Raw genomic sequence first — 19744 nt, forward strand, 5'->3', positions numbered from 1 at the left:
CGCACACCCGGTGTGCGGGGCCCCTCGCGCCGTGCGGGCCGTCGGAGGCGGGCTCAGACGGTGGTGACGACCTCGTCGTAGGCCAGGCGCGGGGAGCGCGGGTACCAGGCGTTGTCGCCCGGCTTGCCGATGTTCACCACGGCCAGCACCGAGTGCTCGCCGTCGGCGAAGAACTCCTTGTTGATGCCCTCGGCGTCGTAGCCGGTCATCGGGCCGGCGGCCAGGCCGGCGGCGCGGACGCCGACGATGAAGTAGCCGGCCTGCAGCGCGCCGTTCATCGCCGCGGAGGCCACGCGGCCGTCACGGTCGCCCGCGAAGTAGTCCTTGGCGCCCGGGAAGTGCGGGAAGACGGTCGGCAGCTCCTCGTGGAACTCGTTGTCCACGGCCAGGATGGCGGTCAGCGGGGCGGAGGTGGTCTTGGCCTTGTTGCCCTCGCCGAGGTGGTTGACCAGGCGCTCGCGGGCCTCGGCCGAACGGACCAGGACGACGCGCAGCGGCTGCTGGTTCATCGCGGTCGGACCGAACTTGACCAGCTCGTAGATGGCCTGGACCTGCTCGTCCGAAACCGGCTCGTCGGTGAAGGTGTTGGCGGTGCGGGCCTCGCGGAACAGCAGGTCCTGAGCGGCGGCGTCGAGAACCAGGGCGTCGGTCGTCATGTTCGGTGCACCTCGGAAGAAAGGAAAGTGGGGTTCGTTCGGGGTGACCGGCCGCAGCCGGTCAGACCGTTCCAACATGCGTGAACCTTCAACTGTTCCCCGGGGCAGTTGTGACCTGCGTCACTCGTTCGGCGCAGCGGTCCCCTCCTCGGCGGCCAGCGCGGCGTCCAGCCGGGCCCGCGCGCCGTCCAGCCAGCGCTGGCAGACCTTCGCCAGCTGCTCGCCGCGCTCCCACAGCGCCAGCGACTCCTCCAGCGAGGTGCCGCCGTTCTCCAGCTGCCGGACGACCTCCAGCAGCGCGTCCCGCGCGTGCTCGTACCCCAGCGCGTCGTCCGCGGTCGGGGCCTGAACGGCGGCCGCCGCGTCCTGCTGCTCCTGATCTGCCATGGGAGCCAGCCTAGGGTCCCGGACCGACAGCCCGCCCCCGCCCCGGCCGCCCGCTGCCGGCTCCGCGCACCGGACGGTTCTAGCCGTCGGCCACGGTGACGCCGAAGCCGCCGCCGGCCACCCGGGCGTGCAGCCCGTCGCCCGCCGCGACCTGCGCCGGATCGGTCACCACCGTGCCGTCCTCCCGCTGCAGCACCGCGTAGCCGCGTTCCAGGGTGGCCGCCGGGGAGAGCGCCACCACCCGGGCCAGGGTGTGCCCCAGGTCGCTCTGCGCGTGGTCCAGCCGGTGCCGCAGGGTGCGCCGGGCCCGCTCCAGCAGTCCCGAGAGCTCCTGGCCCCGCCCGTCCAGCATCCGCTGCGGCGCGGCCAGCACCGGGCGGCTGCGCACGCCGTCCAGCCCGTGCTGCTCCCGCTCCACCCGGGCCAGCACGTGCCGCCGGGCCCGGTCGCGCAGCTGACGGACCCTGGCCAGCTCCTCGCCGACGTCCGGGACCACCCGTTTGGCGGCGTCGGTCGGCGTGGAGGCCCGCAGGTCGGCGACGAAGTCCAGCAGCGGCTGGTCCGGCTCGTGGCCGATCGCGCTCACCACCGGCGTCCGGGCCGCCGCGACCAGCCGCACCAGGCCCTCGTCCGAGAACGGCAGCAGGTCCTCGACGCTGCCGCCGCCCCGGGCCACGACGATCACGTCCACGCCGGGGTGCTCGTCCAGCTCCCGGACCGCCGCGCTCACCCGCTCCACCGCGCTGACGCCCTGCACCGGCACGTTGCGGATCTCGAAGCGGACGGCCGGCCAGCGCCGCCGGGCGTTCTCCAGGACGTCCCGCTCGGCCGCCGACCCCCGGCCGGTGACCAGCCCCACGCACTGCGGCAGGAACGGCAGCGGCTTCTTGCGCTCCGCGGCGAACAGGCCCTCGCCGGCCAGCCGCCGCTTCAGCTGCTCCAGCCGGGCCAGCAGCTCGCCCAGCCCGACCAGCCGGATCTCCGCAGCCCGCAGCGAGAGCTGGCCGCGCGCCGCGTACCACTCGGGCTTGGCGTGCACGACCACCCGGGCGCCCTCCTGCACCGAGTCCGCGACCTGCTCGAAGACCGAGCGGAAGCACGTCACGGTCAGCGAGACGTCCGCCTGCGGGTCGCGCAGGGTCAGGAACACCACACCCGCCCCCGGGCGCCGGCTGAGCTGGGTGATCTGCCCCTCCACCCAGACCGCGCCGAGCCGGTCGACCCAGCCCCCGATCAGCGCGGAGACCTTGCCGACCGGGAGCGGCGATTCGGGGGAGCTGGGGTTGGCCATGGGTACGAGGCTAGCGGCGTCCGCCGACACGGGAGGTCCCCTGGACGGCGAGGACCACGAGCCCCGCGGCCAGCCAGACCAGCCCCACCACCTGGGCGGTCGGCGAGGCCTCGTACACCACCGCGCCGATCACCGCCGTGCCCAGCACCGGCACCACGACGTCCCGCAGCGGGTTCCGGGAGCGGTGCCGCACCGCGTACCAGCCCACCACCGAGGCGTGCAGCAGCGCGAAGGCGGTGAGCGCGCCGACGTTCACCACCGAGGTCAGCCGGTCGAGGCCGTCGTCCCGGCCGGCCGCCCAGACCGCCGCCGCCAGCGTGATCGCCGCCGACACCAGCAGCGCCCGGCGCGGCACCGCGGAGCCCGGGTCGACCCCGCCCAGGAAGCGCGGCAGCCGTCCGTCCCGGCCCATCGCGAACAGCAGCCGCCCGGCCGCCGCCTGCCCGGCCAGCGCCGCGAAGGCCGCGCCGATCGCCTTGCTCGCCGCCACCAGGACGTGCAGCCAGTGCCCGACCGAGCCCTCCACCGTGTCGTAGAACGCCGACCCCTGCGCCGCCGGGTCCGCCGCCAGCTCCTGGGGGGTGAGCGGCTCCAGCAGCGCCGCCAGGTAGGTCTGCGCCACGAACAGCGCCCCGGACACCGCCAGGCACCACAGCACCGCCCGCGCCACCGCCGCCGAGGCGCCGACCGCCTCCTCCACGAAGGTCGCGATCGCGTCGAAGCCCAGGTAGGACAGCACGGCCACGGACACCGCCGCGAGCACCGCCGTCGCGGAGAAGCCGCCGACCGCGGTGAACGGCGTCGCCCACCCGCGCTGCGCGCCGTCCCGGGCCAGCACCACCACCGCCGCGGCCGTGAACACCGCCAGCACCGCCAGCTCCATCGCCAGCACCGCGAAGCCCGCCACGGCCGCCGTCCGCACCCCGGCCAGGTTGAGCCCGGTGGTCACCGCCACCGCGAGCGCCGTCCACACCCAGCGCGAGACGTCCGGCAGCAGCGAGTTGAGCGCGATGCCGGAGAACAGGTAGGCGACCGCGGGGATCAGCAGGTAGTCGAGCATCGCCATCCAGCCCGCGACGAACCCGGCGCCCTCGCCGAGCCCCGCCCGCGCGTAGGCGTACACCGAGCCGGTCCGCGGCACCGCCCGCACCATCCGGGCGTACGAGAGGGCGGTGAACCCCATCGCCGCGGTGGCCACCAGGTAGACCGCGGCGACCGCGCCACCGCTCTTGGCGTCGAGCACCCCGAACACGCCCACCGGGGCCATCGGGGCGATGAACAGCAGCCCGTACACCATCAGATCGCGGACCCCGAGGCTGCGCCGCAGCCCGTTCGTCCCGTCGCTCGGCTCGCTCATAGCTTCCACATTTGAGCACCCGCGACCGGTTCCGGCGGGAAGGCGATTCCCGTCGGCGCGGCTCCGCGCCGCCCGTACGATGGAGCCATGTCCTCCAACACCGCGCAGCGCCGTGTCCTGCTCGCCGCCCCCCGGGGCTACTGCGCGGGCGTCGACCGCGCCGTGATCGCCGTGGAGAAGGCCCTGGAGCAGTACGGGGCCCCCATCTACGTCCGCAAGCAGATCGTCCACAACAAGTACGTGGTGCAGACCCTGGAGAAGAAGGGCGCGATCTTCGTCGACGAGACGGAGGAGGTGCCCGAGGGCTCGATCGTGGTGTTCTCGGCCCACGGCGTGGCGCCCTCGGTCCACGACGAGGCGCGGGCCGGCAGGCTCGCCACCGTCGACGCGACCTGCCCGCTGGTGACCAAGGTGCACAAGGAGGCCGTCCGCTTCGCCGACGAGGACTACGACATCCTGCTGGTGGGTCACGAGGGCCACGAGGAGGTCATCGGCACGATGGGCGAGGCCCCGGACCGGATCCACCTGGTGGACGGCGCCGAGGACGTCGCCAACGTGCAGGTCCGCGACGAGTCCAAGGTCGTCTGGCTCTCCCAGACCACGCTCTCGGTGGACGAGACCATGGCCACCGTCGGCGAGCTCAGGAAGCGCTTCCCGCTGCTGGTCAGCCCGCCCAGCGACGACATCTGCTACGCCACCCAGAACCGCCAGGTCGCCGTCAAGCAGATGGCCCCGGAGACCGACCTGCTGATCGTGGTCGGCTCGAAGAACTCCTCCAACTCGGTCCGCCTGGTCGAGGTCGGCCTGGAGTACGGCGCCGGTGACGCCCACCTGGTGGACTTCGCCGAGGAGATCGAGGAGGGCTGGCTGGAGGGCGTCACCACGGTCGGCCTGACCAGCGGCGCCTCGGTGCCGGAGATCCTGGTCGAGGGCGTGCTGGACTGGCTGGCCGCGCGCGGCTACGACGAGGTCTCCACGGTCAAGACCGCCGAGGAGCACCTGATCTTCTCGCTGCCCAAGGAGCTCCGCCGCGACCTGCGCGCCGAGGCGGCCGGCAAGCTGTAGCCGCCCCGGCCCGGCGGGATCCGCCGCGCCCCCGCCGCGCTCCGCACGACGCACGGCCCGGTACCCCGTTCGGGTGCCGGGCCGTCCGCTGTGCGGGGCCGGTCGGGTTCTCGTAGGTTTTGTGCACAGCCGTGCGCAGCCATGCACAGGCCTGTGGACAACTTCGGCGGAGGGCGGTCGTCATGACGGCGGTATTCGGTGTGGACATCGGCGGGTCGGGCATCAAGGGAGCCCCCGTCGACCTGGCCCGGGGCGTGCTCGCCCAGGAGCGGCACAAGGTCCTCACCCCGCAGCCCTCCGCCCCGGAGGCCGTGGTCGACGCCGTGTGCGAGGTGGTCCGGCACTTCGGCCACCAGGGCCCGGTGGGCCTGACCTTCCCCGGCGTGGTCGTCGACGGGCACACCAGGACGGCGGCCAACGTCGACAAGGGCTGGATCGGCCTGGATGCCGCCGGCCTCTTCCGGGAGGCGCTCGACCTGCCGGCCGTGGTGCTCAACGACGCCGACGCGGCCGGCCTCGCCGAGGCCGCCCACGGAGCCGGCCGCGGACAGGCGGGCGTGGTCCTGGTCCTCACCTTCGGCACCGGCATCGGCAGCGCCCTGTTCGTGGACGGCGCGCTGGTGCCCAACACCGAGCTCGGTCACCTGGAGCTGCGCGGCAAGGACGCCGAACGGCGGGCCTCCTCGGCCGCCAAGGAGCGCCACGGGCTGAACTGGACCCAGTGGGCCGGGCGGGTGGACGAGTACCTGGACCTGGTGGAGATGCTGTTCTCGCCCCAGCTGATCGTGATCGGCGGCGGGGTGAGCCGCAAGCACGAGAAGTTCCTGCCGCTGCTGCGCGAGCGCGGGGCGCGGGTCGTTCCGGCGGAGCTGCGCAACGACGCCGGGATCGTCGGCGCGGCCATGGCGGCGGCCCGCGCCACCGCCTGACCCCCGGTCCGCCGTCGGCGCCGGGGGCGGGAGGCCGTGCCCGCAGGCCTCCCGCCCTCAGCGCGCGCGGTGGATCCGGCGCTGGGCCACGAAGCGGGCCAGCACGATCACGGCGGCCAGCCCGGTGCCCGAGAACAGCCAGCCGGCCCGGGTGGCCAGGTTGGTCGCCAGGGCCACCAGCTGCGCCGTCACCCCGGAGGACGTGACCGGACCGAAGAGCAGCATCGCCGCGGCGAAGGCGATCGGCCCGCTGATCGGCGCGGCCAGCAGGTCGGCGTAGCGGACCCGGACCGACAGCTGGAAGCAGACCAGCAGGTAGCCGATGCCGAACAGGATCCCGAGCCCCCCGAAGGCCAGCCGGTCCAGGGCGGCGACCGCCACCGTCGCCACCAGCGCGGCCACCCCGGTGCCGACCGCGGTCAGCCGGGCGGGCCGGCCGGTGCGCCGCCGGCCGTAGAGCCGCCCCGCGAGCCGGGGCCGCTCGGCCGGGCCGGACACGGGGCGTAGCCGTGAACCGGGGCCGGAGCCCCGCCCCGCGGGCTTCCCCGGCGCTCTCCCGGGCGCCTTCCCCACTGCCTTCCCCCCTGTTCTGCCCCCGGCCCTCCCGTCGGTCCTCCCGGCCGGGGAGGCCGGTTCCCCCGGGAACCCGGTGGCCCGGCCCGGCCCCGGGACGGCGGCCCCGGCCGAGCCGTTCGATGGTCGGCGTCTGGGCCCTGGCGGCTGGGTACGGATGCTCTGCTCCACCCACCCAACGTACGGTCCGATCATCGCCACACTGTGTAATGGGCCGTCGGGGCTTGTTCCGTGTCTCCGTACGGAGTATTGGTGTGACCGTCGATCAACTGTACGGGGGAACCGGATGACCGGCGCCTTCGCGGTCGAACGCCCGCGCCACGTCCGGCCCGGTCTCGCGCGGCGGCCGCCGGTTGCGCGGCGGCGGCCGTCCGGGCGGCCGTCCGGGGTTCCTCGCGGGGCCGCCGGGCGCTGCGGACGCCCGACCCGCTGCCCGTAGACTGGGGGATCGGCCCGCCGTCCGGGCCGGCCCAACTCCTCCAAGCCCCCGGGACTGCGCTTCATGTCGCTCACGATCGGAATCGTCGGCCTGCCGAACGTCGGCAAGTCGACCCTGTTCAACGCCCTGACCAAGAACGACGTGCTGGCGGCCAACTACCCGTTCGCCACCATCGAGCCCAACGTCGGCGTCGTCGGCGTCCCGGACGAGCGGCTGAACAAGCTCGCCGAGATCTTCGGCTCGCAGCGCATCCTCCCGGCCACCGTCGACTTCGTCGACATCGCCGGCATCGTGCGCGGCGCCAGCGAGGGCGAGGGCCTGGGCAACAAGTTCCTCGCGAACATCCGCGAGTCGGACGCGATCTGCCAGGTCGTGCGGGCCTTCACCGACCCGGACGTGGTGCACGTGGACGGCAAGGTGTCGCCCAAGGACGACATCGAGACCATCCACACCGAGCTGATCCTGGCCGACCTCCAGACCATCGAGAAGGTCCTGCCCCGGCTCCAGAAGGAGGCGCGCCTCAAGAAGGAGACCGCCCCCGTGCTGGCCGCCGCCGAGGCTGCCCAGGCGATCCTGGAGACCGGCAAGACCCTCTTCGAGGCCGGCTTCGACACCGCCCCGATCCGTGAGCTGCACCTGCTGACCGCCAAGCCCTTCCTCTACGTCTTCAACGTGGACGAGGACGAGCTGGCCGACGAGGACTTCAAGCAGGTCCAGCGCGCGCTGGTGGCCCCCGCCGAGGCGATCTTCCTGAGCGCCAAGATCGAGTCCGAGCTGATCGAGCTGGAGGACGCCGAGGCGCTGGAGCTCCTCCAGTCGATGGGCCAGGAAGAGCCCGGCCTCGCCACCCTCGCCCGTGTCGGCTTCGACACCCTGGGCCTGCAGACCTACCTCACCGCCGGTCCCAAGGAAGCCCGCGCCTGGACCATCAGGAAGGGCGCCACCGCCCCCGAGGCCGCCGGTGTGATCCACACCGACTTCCAGAAGGGCTTCATCAAGGCCGAGGTCATCTCCTTCGACGACCTCGTCGAGACCGGCTCGCTCCCCGAGGCCCGCGCCAAGGGCAAGGCCCGCATCGAGGGCAAGGAGTACGTCATGCAGGACGGCGACGTCGTGGAGTTCCGCTTCAACGTGTGATCGTTCGGTTGCCTTCGGGACAGCCTGATCCGTCGAGTGCGCAGTTCGGACGGGGTCCGCCTCCCTTGGGGCGGGCCCCGGTCCTTCTGCCCGTGCTGGCCTGGTGCCGACTCCCTCGGTCCGTCGCGCGCAGGATGCCCGCCCGGATCAACGGGCTCATCGAGGACGTCCTGCGTGACCCGTTCGCCGGGATCGGCAGGCCCGAGCCGCTGAAGTGCCACTTGCCCGGGGCCGGATCATCGTCCCGGCGGCCCGCCGCCACTATCGGGCCCCGGTCCTGGCGTGCCGTCGCGGTGCTGATCCCGCCTCGTGTCCGGGCGTCCCCGGAAGGCCGTCCGGCCCCTGTGCGGGGCGGGCGGCCTTCCGGCGTTTCCGGGGCGGGAGGAGTCGGCGGACGAGGCCGGGGAGACGGCGGGGGCGGCCCCGCCGGCGCGGTCAGCCGACGGTGACGGTGAGGGTGCCGTCCGGGCCCGGGGCGACGGTGACGGACTCCAGGGTGTCCGCGTGGGCCGTCGGACGGTGGGCCGCGGCGCGGGGGCCGATGCCGACGACCGGGACGCCGGCGGCGAGGGCGGCGGCGATGCCGGCCCCGGAGTCCTCGAAGGCGAGGCAGTCGCCGGGGGCGAAGCCGAGGGCGGCGGCCCCCTTGAGGAAGCCCTCGGGATCGGGCTTGCTGGCACCCACGGACTCGGCGGTGACCAGTACGGCCGGCAGCGGGAGGCCGGCGGCGGCCATCCGGATCCGGGCGAGCGGCTCGTCGGCCGAGGTGACCAGGGCGTGCGGGAGTCCGGTCAGCGCGGCGAGGAAGGCGGGGGCGCCGGGGACGGGGACCACGCCCTCGGTGTCGGTCTTCTCCTCCGCGAGCATCCGGTCGTTGTCGGCGAGGTTGAGCTCCACCGGGCGCTCGGGCAGCAGGACGGCCATGGTGGCGTGGCCCTGGCGGCCGTGGGCGACGCGCAGCACCTCGGCCGGGTCGAGGCCCTGCTCCACCGCCCAGCGCTGCCAGCAGCGCTCGACCACGGCGTCGGAGTTGACCAGGGTGCCGTCCATGTCCAGCAGGAGGGCTCGGGGGGTGAAGATCGCGGGCACGGGGCGGCTCCAGGGGGATAGCATGAGAGCAGAATGCGAGGCGATTGTTCAATAAGGATACAAAAGATCGCCCCGCGCTTCGAGTGCCCTCGTCCCCCGGTCCGTCCCGGGTCGTCCCGCCGCCGGTCTCACCCGGTCAGGTGCGCGTTGACCGCGCGGGCCTCCTCCGCCAGTTCCGGCAGCTCGACCACCTCGATGCCGGCCGCCTCCAGCAGTGCGGCCCCCTTGGTCTCGGCGACGAAGGTCGACGGTTCGCGCCAGGCCACCACCACCCGGGGGACGCCGGCCGCGATCAGCAGGCCGGCGCACGGCACCGGGCGGGAGGCCCGCTGTCCGCAGGGCTCCAGCGAGCTGTAGACGGTCGCGCCGCGCAGCCGCGGGTCCCCGGCCGGGAGCTTGGCGAGCGCCGCCTCCTCGGCGTGGTCGTGCCCGTCCGTCTCGCGGCTGAAGCCCTCGGCCAGCACCGTGCCGTCGGCGGCGACGACCACCGCGCCGACCGAGAACGCCGTCCGCGAGGGCGGGCAGCGGCGGGAGAGCTCGACGGCCCGGCGCAGGAACGCGAGATCGCCGGCCGAGCCGCCGGTGCCGGCGGGGCGGGGTTCGGCGGGGCGGGGTTCGGCGGGGCGGGGTTCGGTCATGGGGCGGGCTCCTTCGGGGCGTACCTGAGCAGGACGACGTCGCCCACCGTACGGGCCTCCAGCAGCCGCATCCGCCGGGTGGGACCGCCGGGGAACCGGGCCGGGCCGACGAACCGGGGCGCCTGGTCCTGGCCGACCAGCAGCGGCGCCACGACCAGTTGCAGTTCGTCCGCCAGCCCCCGGGCCAGGAACTGGGTGTGCACCCCGCTGCCGCCCTCGACCATCAGCCGGCGCACCCCGCGTGCCCCGAGGTCGTCCAGCACCGCGCCCGGATCCACCGCCGCGCCCAGTGCCACCACCTCGGCGAGTCCGGCCAGCTCCGGGCGGAGCAGGGCGGCCCCGGCGTCGGTGGTGTAGACGAGCCGCTCGCCGCCGGTGTGCCAGAACCTCAGCGAGCGGTCCAGTCGGCCGCTCGCGCTGAGCGTCACCTTCAGCGGGTGTTCGGGGCGGCCGGCCGCGCGCCGGGCGGCCCGCCGCCCGGGGTCGTTGACCAGCAGCCGGGGGTTGTCCGCCCGCAGGGTGTTGCCGCCGACCAGGATCGCGTCACTGGCGGCCCGCTCGGCGTCCACCCGGTCGAAGTCGGCCGGGCCGGAGAGCAGCAGCCGCTCGGGGGAGGCGTCGTCGAGGTGCCCGTCGAGCGACATCGCGGCGCTCAGCAGGACGAAGGGGCGGGGGGCTGGCATGCCGGCGACCACTTTCTGTCGGGTTTGCGTCCACCGTACGGCCCCGGTCGCCGACCAAGCCCGGGGGTGGGCGGAGGCGGTCCGCGGAGGGCCCGGTGCGTTCGACAGGTGAGACGAATCTTCTTGGAATGCGGGACGAGGAGTAGCGTCGGGGACAGCCGAGGAGCAAGGCCGATCCCGAGGGGGACGTCACCATGACCGCACCGAAGAACGCCGTCTACACCCATGGCCACCAGGAGCCCGTGCTGCGTTCGCACCGCTCCCGCACCGTCGAGAACTCCGCCGCCTACCTGCGTGACCGGCTGCGTCCCGGACAGTCCGTCCTGGACGTCGGCTGCGGTCCGGGCACCATCACCGCGGACCTGGCCGCGCTGGTCGCCCCGGGCGGGCGGGTGGTGGCCGTGGACACCTCCGCCGAGGTGCTGGAGGCCGCCGCCGCCCACGTCGCCGGGCGGGGCCTGTCCGGTGTCGTGTTCGAGGTCGCCGACGTGCACCGGCTGCCGTACGCGGACGGCGAGTTCGACGTGGTGCACGCCCACCAGGTGCTGCAGCACGTGACCGATCCGGTGGGCGCCCTGCGGGAGATGCGCCGGGTCACCGCCGAGGGCGGCACGGTCGCCGTCCGGGACGTCGACTACGCGACGATGACCTGGTTCCCGGAGGTGCCGGAGCTGGGCCGCTGGCTGGACCTGTACCGGCGGATCGCCCGGCACAACGGCGGCGAGCCGGACGCCGGGCGGCGGCTGCTGTCCTGGGCCCGGGCGGCCGGTTTCACCGACGTCACCGCCACCTCCAGCACCTGGACGTACGCGACGCCCGAGGAGCGGGACTGGTGGGGCGGGCTGTGGGCGGACCGCATCACGGACTCCGGCATCGCCCGGGCGGCGGTGGCCGAGGGGTTCGCGGACGAGGCCGAACTGGCCCGGATCGCGGCCGGGTGGCGGGAGTGGGCGGCCGCCGGGGACGGGTGGTTCGGGATGCTGCACGGGGAGGTGCTGGCCCGGCGCTGAACCGGGGCCGGGCCTTGCGGCGGCGGGGTGGTTCGTGGGGCGGGGAAAAGGCGCGCGACTGTTTCACAAGATCAGGTAGAGTCGCGCGCCTGTTCCCGTACCCGACGGCCCGCCGCGATCCGCCCGCGGGCTCCGCGGGTCGTCGTCCTGCCGAGCTGTCGCCCGCCCACCGCGGGCCGGGGGAGATCGCACGTGTCCAAGCCCGAGTCCGACGACGCCTCCCCGCTGCCCGTGCCCGAGCGGGTCGGGCTGACCAAGCCGGCCGCGGAGCCCGCGTCCGCGTCGCAGGTGGAGCCCGCACCGGCGGCCGGGCCGCAGGACGGGCCGGGAACCGTCGGTGCGGCGGAGCCGGCGCCCGTGCCGGACGCCGTCCCCCCAGCGGACGTCCCCGCAGCGGACATCCCCGCAGCGGACGCCGTCGCGCCCGACCCCGCCCCGGCCGTTGCACCCGCACCCGTCGGCCCGCCCGTGCCGCCCGCCGCACCCGTGCCGGACGCCCTGTCCGCGCCCGCGCCCGACCCGTGGGCGGCCCCCGCCCACGACGCCGGCCCCGCCGCGCCGCCCGCGCCCGACCCGTGGGCCACCCCCACCGGGGTGCAGCAGCCCCCCTTCGACCCCGGCCCGCCCCGGGCCACCGGCTGGGCGGCCGTCACCCCCGGTGCGCAGTCCGGCTTCCACGCCGGGTTCCCCTACCCGCCCGCCCCCACGACCACCAACGGCTTCTCCATCGCGGCGCTGGTCACCGGCCTGCTCTGCATGTGGCCGCTGACGCTGGCCTTCTCGATCGTCGCGCTGGTGCAGATCCCCAAGCGGAACGAGAAGGGCCGCGGCATGGCGGTCACCGGCCTGGTTCTCGGCGTCCTCGGGGCGATCGCCACCCTGATCGGGTTCATCGGCCTCGCCGCGATCGGCCTGGAGGAGGAGCGGTACGCGGACGCCCCGCTGGGGCCGAGGGACTCGGTGGCCGTCAACGACCTGCGGGAGGGCGACTGCTTCGACCAGCCGCCGTTCAGCCCCGGCCGCGACCCGGAGTCCGCGAGCGTCTACTGGGTGAGGGTGGTGCCCTGCGGCGAGCCGCACCACGGTGAGGTCGCGGGCGTCACCAGTCTCGCGGGCCGGGGCGCCGACTACCCCACGGCGAGCGAGATCGCCCGGGACGCCGCCCGCCTCTGCAACCCGGTGCGCGCCGACTACGCCCTCGACTCCTGGCTCGTCCCCGAGGGGATGGACGGGTACTACTACTACCCGGGCCGCAGCGCCTGGGCGACCGGCGACCGCCGGGTGACCTGCACCTTCCAGGACGAGAAGAGGCCGCACGCCGGCAGCGTCCGCACCGACCGGACCAAGCTGACCCAGGCCCAGCGCACCTACCTGGACGCCGTGCGCGCCTACGACGAGGCGCTCGACGCCGAGCCGGAGGGCGACGTCGACGGGTCCCCGGCCGAGTACCGGGCATGGGCGAGGACGATGGCCGCCGCCTCCCGCAGGGAGGTCGCGGAGCTGTCGGCCAACGGCGTCGACTGGCCCGCCGGAGCCAGGGCCAGGCTGATCGAGCTGGGGGCGATCAAGCTGGACGCCGCCAACGCCTGGGACGCCGCCGCCAAGGCGGTGGACCCGGCGACGATCGAGCGCGAGGCGCAGAAGGCCCAGGCCCTGTCCGCCAAGGGCGGCAGGCTCGCGGTGGACATCCGGCGCGAGCTCGGCCTGTCGACCGGCGAGGTGGCCTCCGACATCCGCGTCTGAGCACCCCCGGCTCCCGCCCCGGCCCCTCCTGGGGGACCGGGGCGGAGCCCTACCCTGGCCCGCATGGACACCTATCGGGTGATGCGGCAGGACGACCACGGCAACCGCTTCCGGATCGTCGGCGGGATCGGGCGGGAGGCGGCCGAGCGGATCGCGGCCGAGTTCGAGGCGCGCGGCCACAAGCAGCTCTACTGGGTCGAGGCCGAGCCCGCCGGGGACTCCACGGCCCGCGGTCCGCGGGAGTGACCCGGGGCGGCATAGGGTCGGCGTCCATGGACAGGAGCATCGATCGGCCGGGGGCCGACAGCGGCGCGGCCGGGAACCGGATCGTCGTCGGCGGCGCGCTGATCCACCGGGGGCGGGTGCTCGCCGCCCGGCGGAGCGCGCCCGCCGAGGTGGCGGGGCGCTGGGAGTTCCCCGGCGGCAAGGCCGAACCGGGCGAGACCGAGACCGAGGCGCTGGAGCGCGAGCTGATGGAGGAGCTGGGCGTCCGGGCCCGGGCGCTCACCCGGCTGCCCGGCGCGTGGCTGGTGCGGCCCGGCCTTGAGCTGCGGCTCTGGGCGGCCGAACTGCTCGCGGGCGACCCGCGGCCGCTCCAGGACCACGACGAGCTGCGCTGGCTCGGACCCGCCGAGCTGGCCGGCCTCGACTGGCTCGACCACGACCGCGAGGTCCTCCCCGAGGTCGCCCGCCTGCTGACCTCCCCCTGACCTCCCCCTGATCACCGACCGCCGGCCGTCCGGGCTCCGTGGCCGGAGCCGCCCCGTCCCGCCGCCGCCGGGACGGGCGCGACGCGTGGGGCGGCGGGTCGCCAATCGGAAAAGCGCGCGGGGCGGGCGGGATAGCCTTGGTCGTGCTGGGTATGTCACTTTTCGGCACTATTCGTCACCATCGGTGAGCCGCCCCAGCCGGTGAACCCGATCCGAGCAGAGCCGGAGGCCCCGTCGGTGTCGAATACCGCAAACGGCGGCGGGGGAGCACGACGGGCGGGCGCCGGGGGAGGCGCCGCCGCCCGTGCCCGGCTGCGCCGCGGCACGGACCGCGCGGCCGGCGGGGCCCGGGAACGGCCCTCCGGCCGGCGCCGCGGCGAGTCCCCGGCCGAGGCGCTGCCGCCCGCCCGTCCGGCGCCGCCCGCCCCCTCCCCGACCGTCTCCGACGCGCTCCCGCCCCCGGGCGTCCGCAGCCGCCCCGGCCGGCCGTTCCCCGGCGGCCCGCTCGCCCACCCGGAGGCCTCCGGCCGGTCCGGCGCCGTCGGCACCGCCCGCCCGGGCGGCAGCCTCTTCGACGTGGTCAAGGTGGCCATCGCGATCCTGGACACCGCCGGGCGCGTGGTGCTCTGGAGCCCGGCCGCGGAGGAACTGCTCGGCTGGCCGAACGAGCTGCTGGTCGGCCGCCGGATCGAGGAGCTGATCCCGGACGACGAGCAGGTGGCCAGGATCCGGACCGCGATCCAGGAGACCCTGCGGCACGGCCACTGGGCCGGACTGGCCGGGCTGCGCGACCGGGAGGGCGCCCCGGTGCTGGTGGACGCCCGCATCTCGCTCCTGGTGGACGGCGACGGCACCCCGTTCCTCCAGGTCAACCTGGCGGAGGCGGAGGCCGTCCAGGAGGTGGAGCGGGACCTCGCGGTGCGCGACGCCCTGTTCGAGCAGTCGCCCCTGGGCATCGCGATCCTCGACACCGAGCTGCGCTACACCGCCGTCAACCGCACCCTCGCCGAGATGAACGGCGTCACGCCCGAGGACCACGTCGGCCGCACCGTCGGCGAGACCCTGCCCGAGCGGGCCGCCGACGAGATCACCGCGATCCAGCGCCAGGTGCTGGCCACCGGCGAGCCGGTCATCGACGTCACCCTGGCCTCGCCGGTCACCGCCCGCTCCGGGTACCGCTCGATCTCCTACAGCCGGATGACCGACCGCTCCGGCCGGGTCCTCGGCATCTCCGGCACCGTGATGGACGTGACCGAGCGTTACCGGGCGGTGGCCAAGGTCGAGCACGCCCGCCGCCGGCTCTCGCTGCTCAACGAGTTCGGCTCCCGGGTCGGTGACCTGCTGGACGCCTCCCGGATCGCACAGGAGCTGGCCGGCGCGGTGGTCCCCAGGCTGACCGACCACGCCGCCGTCGTCCTGCTGCAGGCCGTCGCGCACGGTGACGACCTGCCCCGGCACGGCCACGACCGCCGCACCTCGCTGCTCCAACTCGGTACGGCCTCCGTCCAGGACGGGCCCGAGGTGGAGGTGATGCTTCGGCGCGGCGCCCGGATCACCTTCGCCGAGGACTCCGCCTGCGGCCGGGTGCTGCGCACCGGTGTCCCCGAGCTGCTGTCCGGCGCCGACCAGCTGAGCGACGTCACCTACGCCGGCGACCCCAAGATGCAGGCGGCCCACGACCTGGGCGTGCACTCGATGCTGGTGGTGCCGCTGCGGGCCCGGGGCATCGTGATCGGCCTGCTGCTGGTCAGCCGGGCCGGCTACCGCGAGGGCTTCGACCGGGACGACCTGGCCTTCACCGTCGAGCTGGCCGACCGGGCCGGCTCCTCGCTGGACAACGCCCGGCTGTACGCCCGCGAGCGCACCGCCGCCCTCACCCTGCAGCGCACCCTGCTGCCGCAGCAGGTGCCGCAGCCCACCGGCGTCGAGGTCGCCTACCGGTACGTGCCCGGCAGCAGCGGCACCGAGGTCGGCGGCGACTGGTTCGACGTCATCCCGCTGCCCGGCGACCGGACCGCGCTGGTGGTCGGCGACGTGATGGGCCACGGCCTGCGGGCCGCCGCGACGATGGGCCGGCTGCGCACCGCCGTCCGTGTGCTGGCCGCCCTGGACCTGCCGCCCGACGTGCTGCTGCGGCACGTCCACGAGCTGGCCGACGACCTCGCCCAGGGCCCGGACGAGGCGCTGCTGGCCACCTGCGTGTACGCGGTCTTCGACCCGGCCACCGCGACCCTGACCGTCGCCAAGGCCGGGCACATCCCGCCGGTGCTGGTGGTGCCGGGGGAGGACGCGGACGGGCCGACCCGCACCGGCGGCCCGCTGCCCGGCGGCGCCGGCCGGATCCTGGAGCTGCCCTCGGGCGCCCCGCTCGGGGTCGGCGGCGTCCCGTTCGAGTCGGTCGAGCTGAAGATCCCCGAGGGCAGCCTGCTGGCGCTGTGCACCGACGGCCTGGTGGAGTCCCGGGACAAGGACCTCGACGTGGGCCTCGGCCGGCTGGTCACGGTGCTCCAGGAGCCCTACGCCTCGATCCAGGCCGCCTGCGAGGCGGTGCTGGACACCATGGAGCAGGGCCGCGAGCCGGACGACGTGGCGCTGCTGCTGGCCCGCCTCGGCCACGGGCAGGCCGGCACCCCGACGGCGGGCTGGACCCTGCCGGCCGAGCCGACCGCCGTCTCCCGGGCCCGCCGACTGGTCCGCGCGGCGCTGGCGGAGTGGGGCGTCGAGGAGCTGACCGACACCGCCGAGCTGCTGGTCAGCGAGCTGGTGACGAACGCCGTCCGGTACGCGAGCGCGCCGATCGGGGTGCGGCTGACGCTCGGCGAGACGCTGCTGGTGGAGATCTCCGACCCGCTGCCGGACCCGCCGCGGGAGCGGCACGCGGCCGAGGCGGACGAGGGCGGCCGGGGCCTGGAGCTGGTGGCCCGGCTGGCCCTGCACTGGGGGGCCAGGGCCGAGGGGATGGGCAAGGTCGTCTGGTTCGAGCAGGCGCTGCCGGGCACCCCGGGGGCGGAATAGCCCGCCGTGCCGCCGCCGCGGGGCCGCCCTCCGGCGGCCGGCGGAACGCCCCTGCATATGCCATCGGGAGGGCCCGGGGGAGCGCGCACTCCGGCAGGGGGCGCGAGCGTGGCATTGTGGTTGCGCGGGCGGTAGGACAAAAACCTTCGCCCGATCTGATGTTGTGATGTTGAGGGCGTGTGAACGTACCCCTCGATGATGAATACTCGGTCTTCTCGACATCCGGACGGTCGCGGGTTTGGAGGGGTCGGTCCGTGAACAGCACCCCGGCGCGCAGTGCGCCGAGCAGCAGGGGTCATGCCGCTGTACCCGGGCAGGCCGGCGCCCAACACCCGGCCGCCCCTGCCCACCACCTGCCCGCACCCGCCTGTGCCCCGAGGCCGGCGGCGGCGGCCGAGGAGCAACGGTGGGGTGCCGGGGACCCGGGCTCGATCTACGACTACATCCGGGTCGCGACCTTCGCGATCGGTCCGGACGGCCGGATCAGCCAGTGGAGCGAGCGGGCGGCCGAGTTCTTCGGCGTCCCGGCCGCCGAGGCGGTCGGCGCCGACCCGGTGACCACCTTCGTCCCGCGCGAGCTCTGGCAGCGCGGCCGGGCCCGGCTGGAGCGCACCCTGGCCGGTGAGGAGTGGGTCGGCACCACCCCGTACCGGCACGCCGACGGCGGCGAGGGCCTCGCCGAGCTCTACCTCATGCCGGACAGCGCGCTGCCCACGGCCGGCGCCACCTGTCTCGCGGTCGACCTCGGCCGGCTCCGCCGGATCGAGACCGACCTCGCCGCCTCGGAGGCGGTTTTCGGCCAGACTCCGACCGGTTTCGTCCTCTTCGACGACCGGCTCCGCCTCCAGCGCGTCAACGACGCCTTCGCCTCCGGGATGGGCCTCGCCCCCACCGACCTGGAGGGCCTCACCCCGCACGACATCTTCCCCGGCTCCGAGGCCGACCGGCTCACCGCCGCCCTGCGCAAGGTCCTCGCCAGCGGCGAGCCCGTCTTCGACCTGCGCTTCCACGCCGCCGTCCCGACCCGCGAGGGCAACCGGCTCTGGGCCGTCTCGCTCTACCGCCTCAACGGCGCGGCCGGCCAGCCGACCGGCGTCGCCGGACAGGTCTCCGACGTCACCAGCCGGCACGTCGCCGAACGCGAGGCCGACGGCGTCCGCCGCAACCTCGCGCTGCTCAACGAGGCCAGCGCCCACATCGGCTCCACCCTCGACCTGGAGACCACCGCCAAGGAGCTGCTGGACGTCGTCGTCCCGCCGTTCTGCGACCTCGCCACCGTGGACCTCTACACCGCGCTGCTCTCCGGCGAGACCGTGCCCAGCGCCGGCCGGCTCGGCGACAACGTGCTCACCGACGGCAGCGGCGAACTGCGCCGGGTCGCCGTCTCCAGCGTCGTCGGCGGCGCCTCCTCGGTGCTCGGCTCGGTCACCGGCCTGCCCATCGCCGAGGCCGGCGGCACCCTCTGCTACCCGCGCCGCTCCCCGCACGCCCGGGCGCTGCGCACCGGCCGCAGCGTCGTCCCCGAGCCCGGCCCCGACCCGCTGCTGCGCTCCACCCTGATCGTCCCGCTGGTCGCCCGCGACCAGGTGCTCGGCCTGGTCCAGCTCTCCCGGGCGATCGGCAGCGAGCCCTTCGACGCCCGCGACGTCGCCATCGCCGAGGAACTGGTCGCCCGCGCCGCCGTCTGCATCGACAACGCCCGGCTCTACCGCCGCGAGCACGAGCGGGCGCTGATCCTCCAGCGCAGCCTGCTGCCCCCGGGCAACCCGGTGGCCAGCGGCCTGGAGATCGCCTGCCGCTACCTGCCCAGCAACAACAACACCGAGGTCGGCGGCGACTGGTTCGACGTCATCCCGCTGCCCGGCAACCGCACCGCCCTGGTCATCGGCGACGTCATGGGCCGCGGCCTGCGGGCCGCCGTCGCCATGGGCCAGCTGCGCACCGCCGTCCGCACCCTGGCCATGCTCGACCTGGAGCCCGGCGAGGTGCTCGCCGCCCTCGACGAGATCGCCCGCGGCCTCGGCGACGACACCGCGCCGACCGGCCGGTCCAACCCGTACGGGCGGCTCACCTCCACCGCCGACGAGGAGGCCCGCGAGGTCTACCTGGCGACCTGCGTCTACGCGGTGTACGACGCGGTCACCCGCCGCTGCACCTTCGCCAACGCCGGACACCTGCCGCCCGTGCTGCTCGGCCCCGGCGAGCCCGCCCGGATGCTGGACGTCCCGCCCGGCCTGCCGCTCGGCGTCGGCGGCGAGCCCTTCGAGGAGGTCGAGCTGACCCTCCCGGACGGTGCCGTGCTCGGCCTCTACACAGACGGCCTGGTGGAGAGCCGCAAGCACCAGCTGGACGAGGGCCTGCGGGCCTTCCGGAACGCGCTGTCCGACAGCGGCAAGGGCCTGGAGGACCTCTGCGACCACGTCCTCGGCGAGCTCAACCCCCACCACGGCGAGGACGACATCGCCCTGCTGATGGCCAAGGTGCACGCCTTCCCGGAGGACGCCGTCGGGCAGTGGTTCCTGCCGCCCGAGCCCACCTCGGTCGCCAAGGCCCGCGAGGCCGCCTGCAGCTGGCTGCTGGCCCGCGGCCTGGACGAGCTGGTGGACACCACCGAGCTGCTGGTCAGCGAGCTGGTCACCAACGCGCTGCGGCACGGCCGGGGCGAGATCCGGCTGCGGCTGCTGCGCGACCGGACCATGGTGTGCGAGGTCTGGGACGACGGCTACGCCCAGCCCCGGCAGCGGCGCGCCCACGAGACCGACGAGGGTGGCCGGGGGCTCCAGCTGGTCAGCCTGCTGGCCGAGCGCTGGGGGAGCAGGCGCACGCCGAAGGGCAAGATCGTCTGGTTCGAGCTGGGGCTGTAGGACCCGGCCCCGCGAGCACCCGGACACCGGCCCGGCCCCGCCAGGGGCGGGTCACGGCGCCCCCGGCGCGCGGGCGGCACTCAGCCGACCGGGTGCATCGGTCCCCGGCCCGCCGTGTCGGGTGCGCCGGGCCCGCGGGGGCGGCGTTCGATGGCCGC

Annotated in this window: 16 protein-coding genes and 1 pseudogene; 10 read left to right on the forward strand and 7 right to left on the reverse strand. The window is 75.1% G+C overall.

Going from position 1 to position 19744, the window contains the following annotated elements; all coding sequences use genetic code 11:
* Positions 1 to 53: 53 nt before the first annotated feature.
* The 4 genes from ACFCX4_RS10190 to ACFCX4_RS10205 form a co-directional block, all read right to left on the reverse strand.
* Positions 54 to 656 carry a malonic semialdehyde reductase gene (locus ACFCX4_RS10190; RefSeq protein ID WP_376140363.1) on the reverse strand — a complete coding sequence of 201 codons (603 nt, stop codon included), beginning with the start codon at positions 654 to 656 and terminating at the stop codon, positions 54 to 56.
* A gap of 120 nt (positions 657 to 776) precedes the next feature.
* Complete coding sequence (locus tag ACFCX4_RS10195) at positions 777 to 1043, reverse strand: exodeoxyribonuclease VII small subunit (RefSeq protein ID WP_376140365.1); 267 nt, start codon at positions 1041 to 1043, stop codon at positions 777 to 779.
* Positions 1044 to 1122: 79 nt separating this feature from the next.
* The gene (xseA, locus tag ACFCX4_RS10200; RefSeq protein ID WP_376140367.1) at positions 1123 to 2334 is read right to left on the reverse strand and encodes an exodeoxyribonuclease VII large subunit; all 1212 of its coding nucleotides are present in this window, start codon (positions 2332 to 2334) and stop codon (positions 1123 to 1125) included.
* Positions 2335 to 2344: 10 nt separating this feature from the next.
* Complete coding sequence (locus tag ACFCX4_RS10205; protein WP_376140370.1) at positions 2345 to 3691, reverse strand: APC family permease; 1347 nt, start codon at positions 3689 to 3691, stop codon at positions 2345 to 2347.
* A gap of 87 nt (positions 3692 to 3778) precedes the next feature.
* Here ACFCX4_RS10205 and ACFCX4_RS10210 point away from each other — a divergent pair, with 87 nt between their 5' ends.
* Both ACFCX4_RS10210 and ppgK read left to right on the forward strand, forming a co-directional pair.
* A complete protein-coding gene (locus ACFCX4_RS10210) occupies positions 3779 to 4756 on the forward strand; it encodes a 4-hydroxy-3-methylbut-2-enyl diphosphate reductase (protein WP_376140372.1) in 978 nt (325 codons plus the stop codon).
* Positions 4757 to 4938: 182 nt separating this feature from the next.
* Positions 4939 to 5685, forward strand: coding sequence for a polyphosphate--glucose phosphotransferase (ppgK, locus tag ACFCX4_RS10215; RefSeq protein ID WP_376140375.1), 747 nt, complete (start codon positions 4939 to 4941; stop codon positions 5683 to 5685).
* Positions 5686 to 5742: 57 nt separating this feature from the next.
* Here the strand turns inward: ppgK and ACFCX4_RS10220 are convergent, their stop codons facing one another.
* Positions 5743 to 6183 carry a DUF6542 domain-containing protein gene (locus ACFCX4_RS10220; protein WP_376140377.1) on the reverse strand — a complete coding sequence of 147 codons (441 nt, stop codon included), beginning with the start codon at positions 6181 to 6183 and terminating at the stop codon, positions 5743 to 5745.
* A gap of 577 nt (positions 6184 to 6760) precedes the next feature.
* Here ACFCX4_RS10220 and ychF point away from each other — a divergent pair.
* Both ychF and ACFCX4_RS10230 read left to right on the forward strand, forming a co-directional pair.
* Entirely contained in the window at positions 6761 to 7834 is a 1074-nt protein-coding gene (ychF, locus tag ACFCX4_RS10225; protein WP_376140379.1) for a redox-regulated ATPase YchF, read from the forward strand.
* Between the two features lie 134 nt (positions 7835 to 7968).
* The gene (locus tag ACFCX4_RS10230; protein WP_376140381.1) at positions 7969 to 8283 is read left to right on the forward strand and encodes a type II toxin-antitoxin system YoeB family toxin; all 315 of its coding nucleotides are present in this window, start codon (positions 7969 to 7971) and stop codon (positions 8281 to 8283) included.
* Here the strand turns inward: ACFCX4_RS10230 and ACFCX4_RS10235 are convergent.
* Positions 8270 to 8947 carry an HAD-IA family hydrolase gene (locus ACFCX4_RS10235; RefSeq protein WP_376140383.1) on the reverse strand — a complete coding sequence of 226 codons (678 nt, stop codon included), beginning with the start codon at positions 8945 to 8947 and terminating at the stop codon, positions 8270 to 8272. The genes ACFCX4_RS10230 and ACFCX4_RS10235 overlap by 14 nt on opposite strands.
* 104 nt (positions 8948 to 9051) lie before the next feature.
* A pseudogene (locus ACFCX4_RS10240) lies at positions 9052 to 10244 on the reverse strand (dihydrofolate reductase family protein).
* Positions 10245 to 10438: 194 nt separating this feature from the next.
* Between ACFCX4_RS10240 and ACFCX4_RS10245 the strand changes: the two are divergent.
* From ACFCX4_RS10245 to ACFCX4_RS10270, 6 genes are all read left to right on the forward strand, one after another.
* Entirely contained in the window at positions 10439 to 11254 is an 816-nt protein-coding gene (locus ACFCX4_RS10245; protein ID WP_376140385.1) for a methyltransferase domain-containing protein, read from the forward strand.
* Between the two features lie 192 nt (positions 11255 to 11446).
* Entirely contained in the window at positions 11447 to 12997 is a 1551-nt protein-coding gene (locus tag ACFCX4_RS10250) for a DUF4190 domain-containing protein (RefSeq protein WP_376140387.1), read from the forward strand.
* Positions 12998 to 13060: 63 nt separating this feature from the next.
* Positions 13061 to 13243, forward strand: a complete 183-nt coding sequence (locus tag ACFCX4_RS10255) for an SPOR domain-containing protein (protein ID WP_376140389.1) — start codon at positions 13061 to 13063, stop codon at positions 13241 to 13243.
* Positions 13244 to 13269: 26 nt separating this feature from the next.
* Positions 13270 to 13707 carry a (deoxy)nucleoside triphosphate pyrophosphohydrolase gene (locus tag ACFCX4_RS10260; RefSeq protein WP_376140391.1) on the forward strand — a complete coding sequence of 146 codons (438 nt, stop codon included), beginning with the start codon at positions 13270 to 13272 and terminating at the stop codon, positions 13705 to 13707.
* 237 nt (positions 13708 to 13944) lie between these two features.
* On the forward strand, positions 13945 to 16722 hold the full coding sequence (locus tag ACFCX4_RS10265; protein ID WP_376140393.1) for a SpoIIE family protein phosphatase: 2778 nt from the start codon (positions 13945 to 13947) through the stop codon (positions 16720 to 16722).
* Between the two features lie 254 nt (positions 16723 to 16976).
* On the forward strand, positions 16977 to 19586 hold the full coding sequence (locus tag ACFCX4_RS10270; RefSeq protein WP_376140395.1) for a SpoIIE family protein phosphatase: 2610 nt from the start codon (positions 16977 to 16979) through the stop codon (positions 19584 to 19586).
* The last annotated feature ends 158 nt before the right edge of the window (positions 19587 to 19744 follow it).

It is taken from the genome of Kitasatospora sp. NPDC056327 (assembly GCF_042261735.1).
In the GTDB taxonomy this organism is placed as follows: Bacteria; Actinomycetota; Actinomycetes; order Streptomycetales; family Streptomycetaceae; genus Kitasatospora.

What these genes read in the sequence shown, in the direction of transcription:
- ACFCX4_RS10190 (WP_376140363.1), bottom strand. Translation starts at nt 656, where the DNA reads ATGACGACCGACGCCCTGGTTCTCGACGCCGCCGCTCAGGACCTGCTG.
- ACFCX4_RS10195 (WP_376140365.1), bottom strand. Translation starts at nt 1,043, where the DNA reads ATGGCAGATCAGGAGCAGCAGGACGCGGCGGCCGCCGTTCAGGCCCCG.
- xseA (WP_376140367.1), bottom strand. Translation starts at nt 2,334, where the DNA reads ATGGCCAACCCCAGCTCCCCCGAATCGCCGCTCCCGGTCGGCAAGGTC.
- ACFCX4_RS10205 (WP_376140370.1), bottom strand. Translation starts at nt 3,691, where the DNA reads ATGAGCGAGCCGAGCGACGGGACGAACGGGCTGCGGCGCAGCCTCGGG.
- ACFCX4_RS10210 (WP_376140372.1), top strand. Translation starts at nt 3,779, where the DNA reads ATGTCCTCCAACACCGCGCAGCGCCGTGTCCTGCTCGCCGCCCCCCGG.
- ppgK (WP_376140375.1), top strand. Translation starts at nt 4,939, where the DNA reads ATGACGGCGGTATTCGGTGTGGACATCGGCGGGTCGGGCATCAAGGGA.
- ychF (WP_376140379.1), top strand. Translation starts at nt 6,761, where the DNA reads ATGTCGCTCACGATCGGAATCGTCGGCCTGCCGAACGTCGGCAAGTCG.
- ACFCX4_RS10230 (WP_376140381.1), top strand. Translation starts at nt 7,969, where the DNA reads ATGCCCGCCCGGATCAACGGGCTCATCGAGGACGTCCTGCGTGACCCG.
- ACFCX4_RS10235 (WP_376140383.1), bottom strand. Translation starts at nt 8,947, where the DNA reads ATGCTATCCCCCTGGAGCCGCCCCGTGCCCGCGATCTTCACCCCCCGA.
- ACFCX4_RS10245 (WP_376140385.1), top strand. Translation starts at nt 10,439, where the DNA reads ATGACCGCACCGAAGAACGCCGTCTACACCCATGGCCACCAGGAGCCC.
- ACFCX4_RS10255 (WP_376140389.1), top strand. Translation starts at nt 13,061, where the DNA reads ATGGACACCTATCGGGTGATGCGGCAGGACGACCACGGCAACCGCTTC.
- ACFCX4_RS10260 (WP_376140391.1), top strand. Translation starts at nt 13,270, where the DNA reads ATGGACAGGAGCATCGATCGGCCGGGGGCCGACAGCGGCGCGGCCGGG.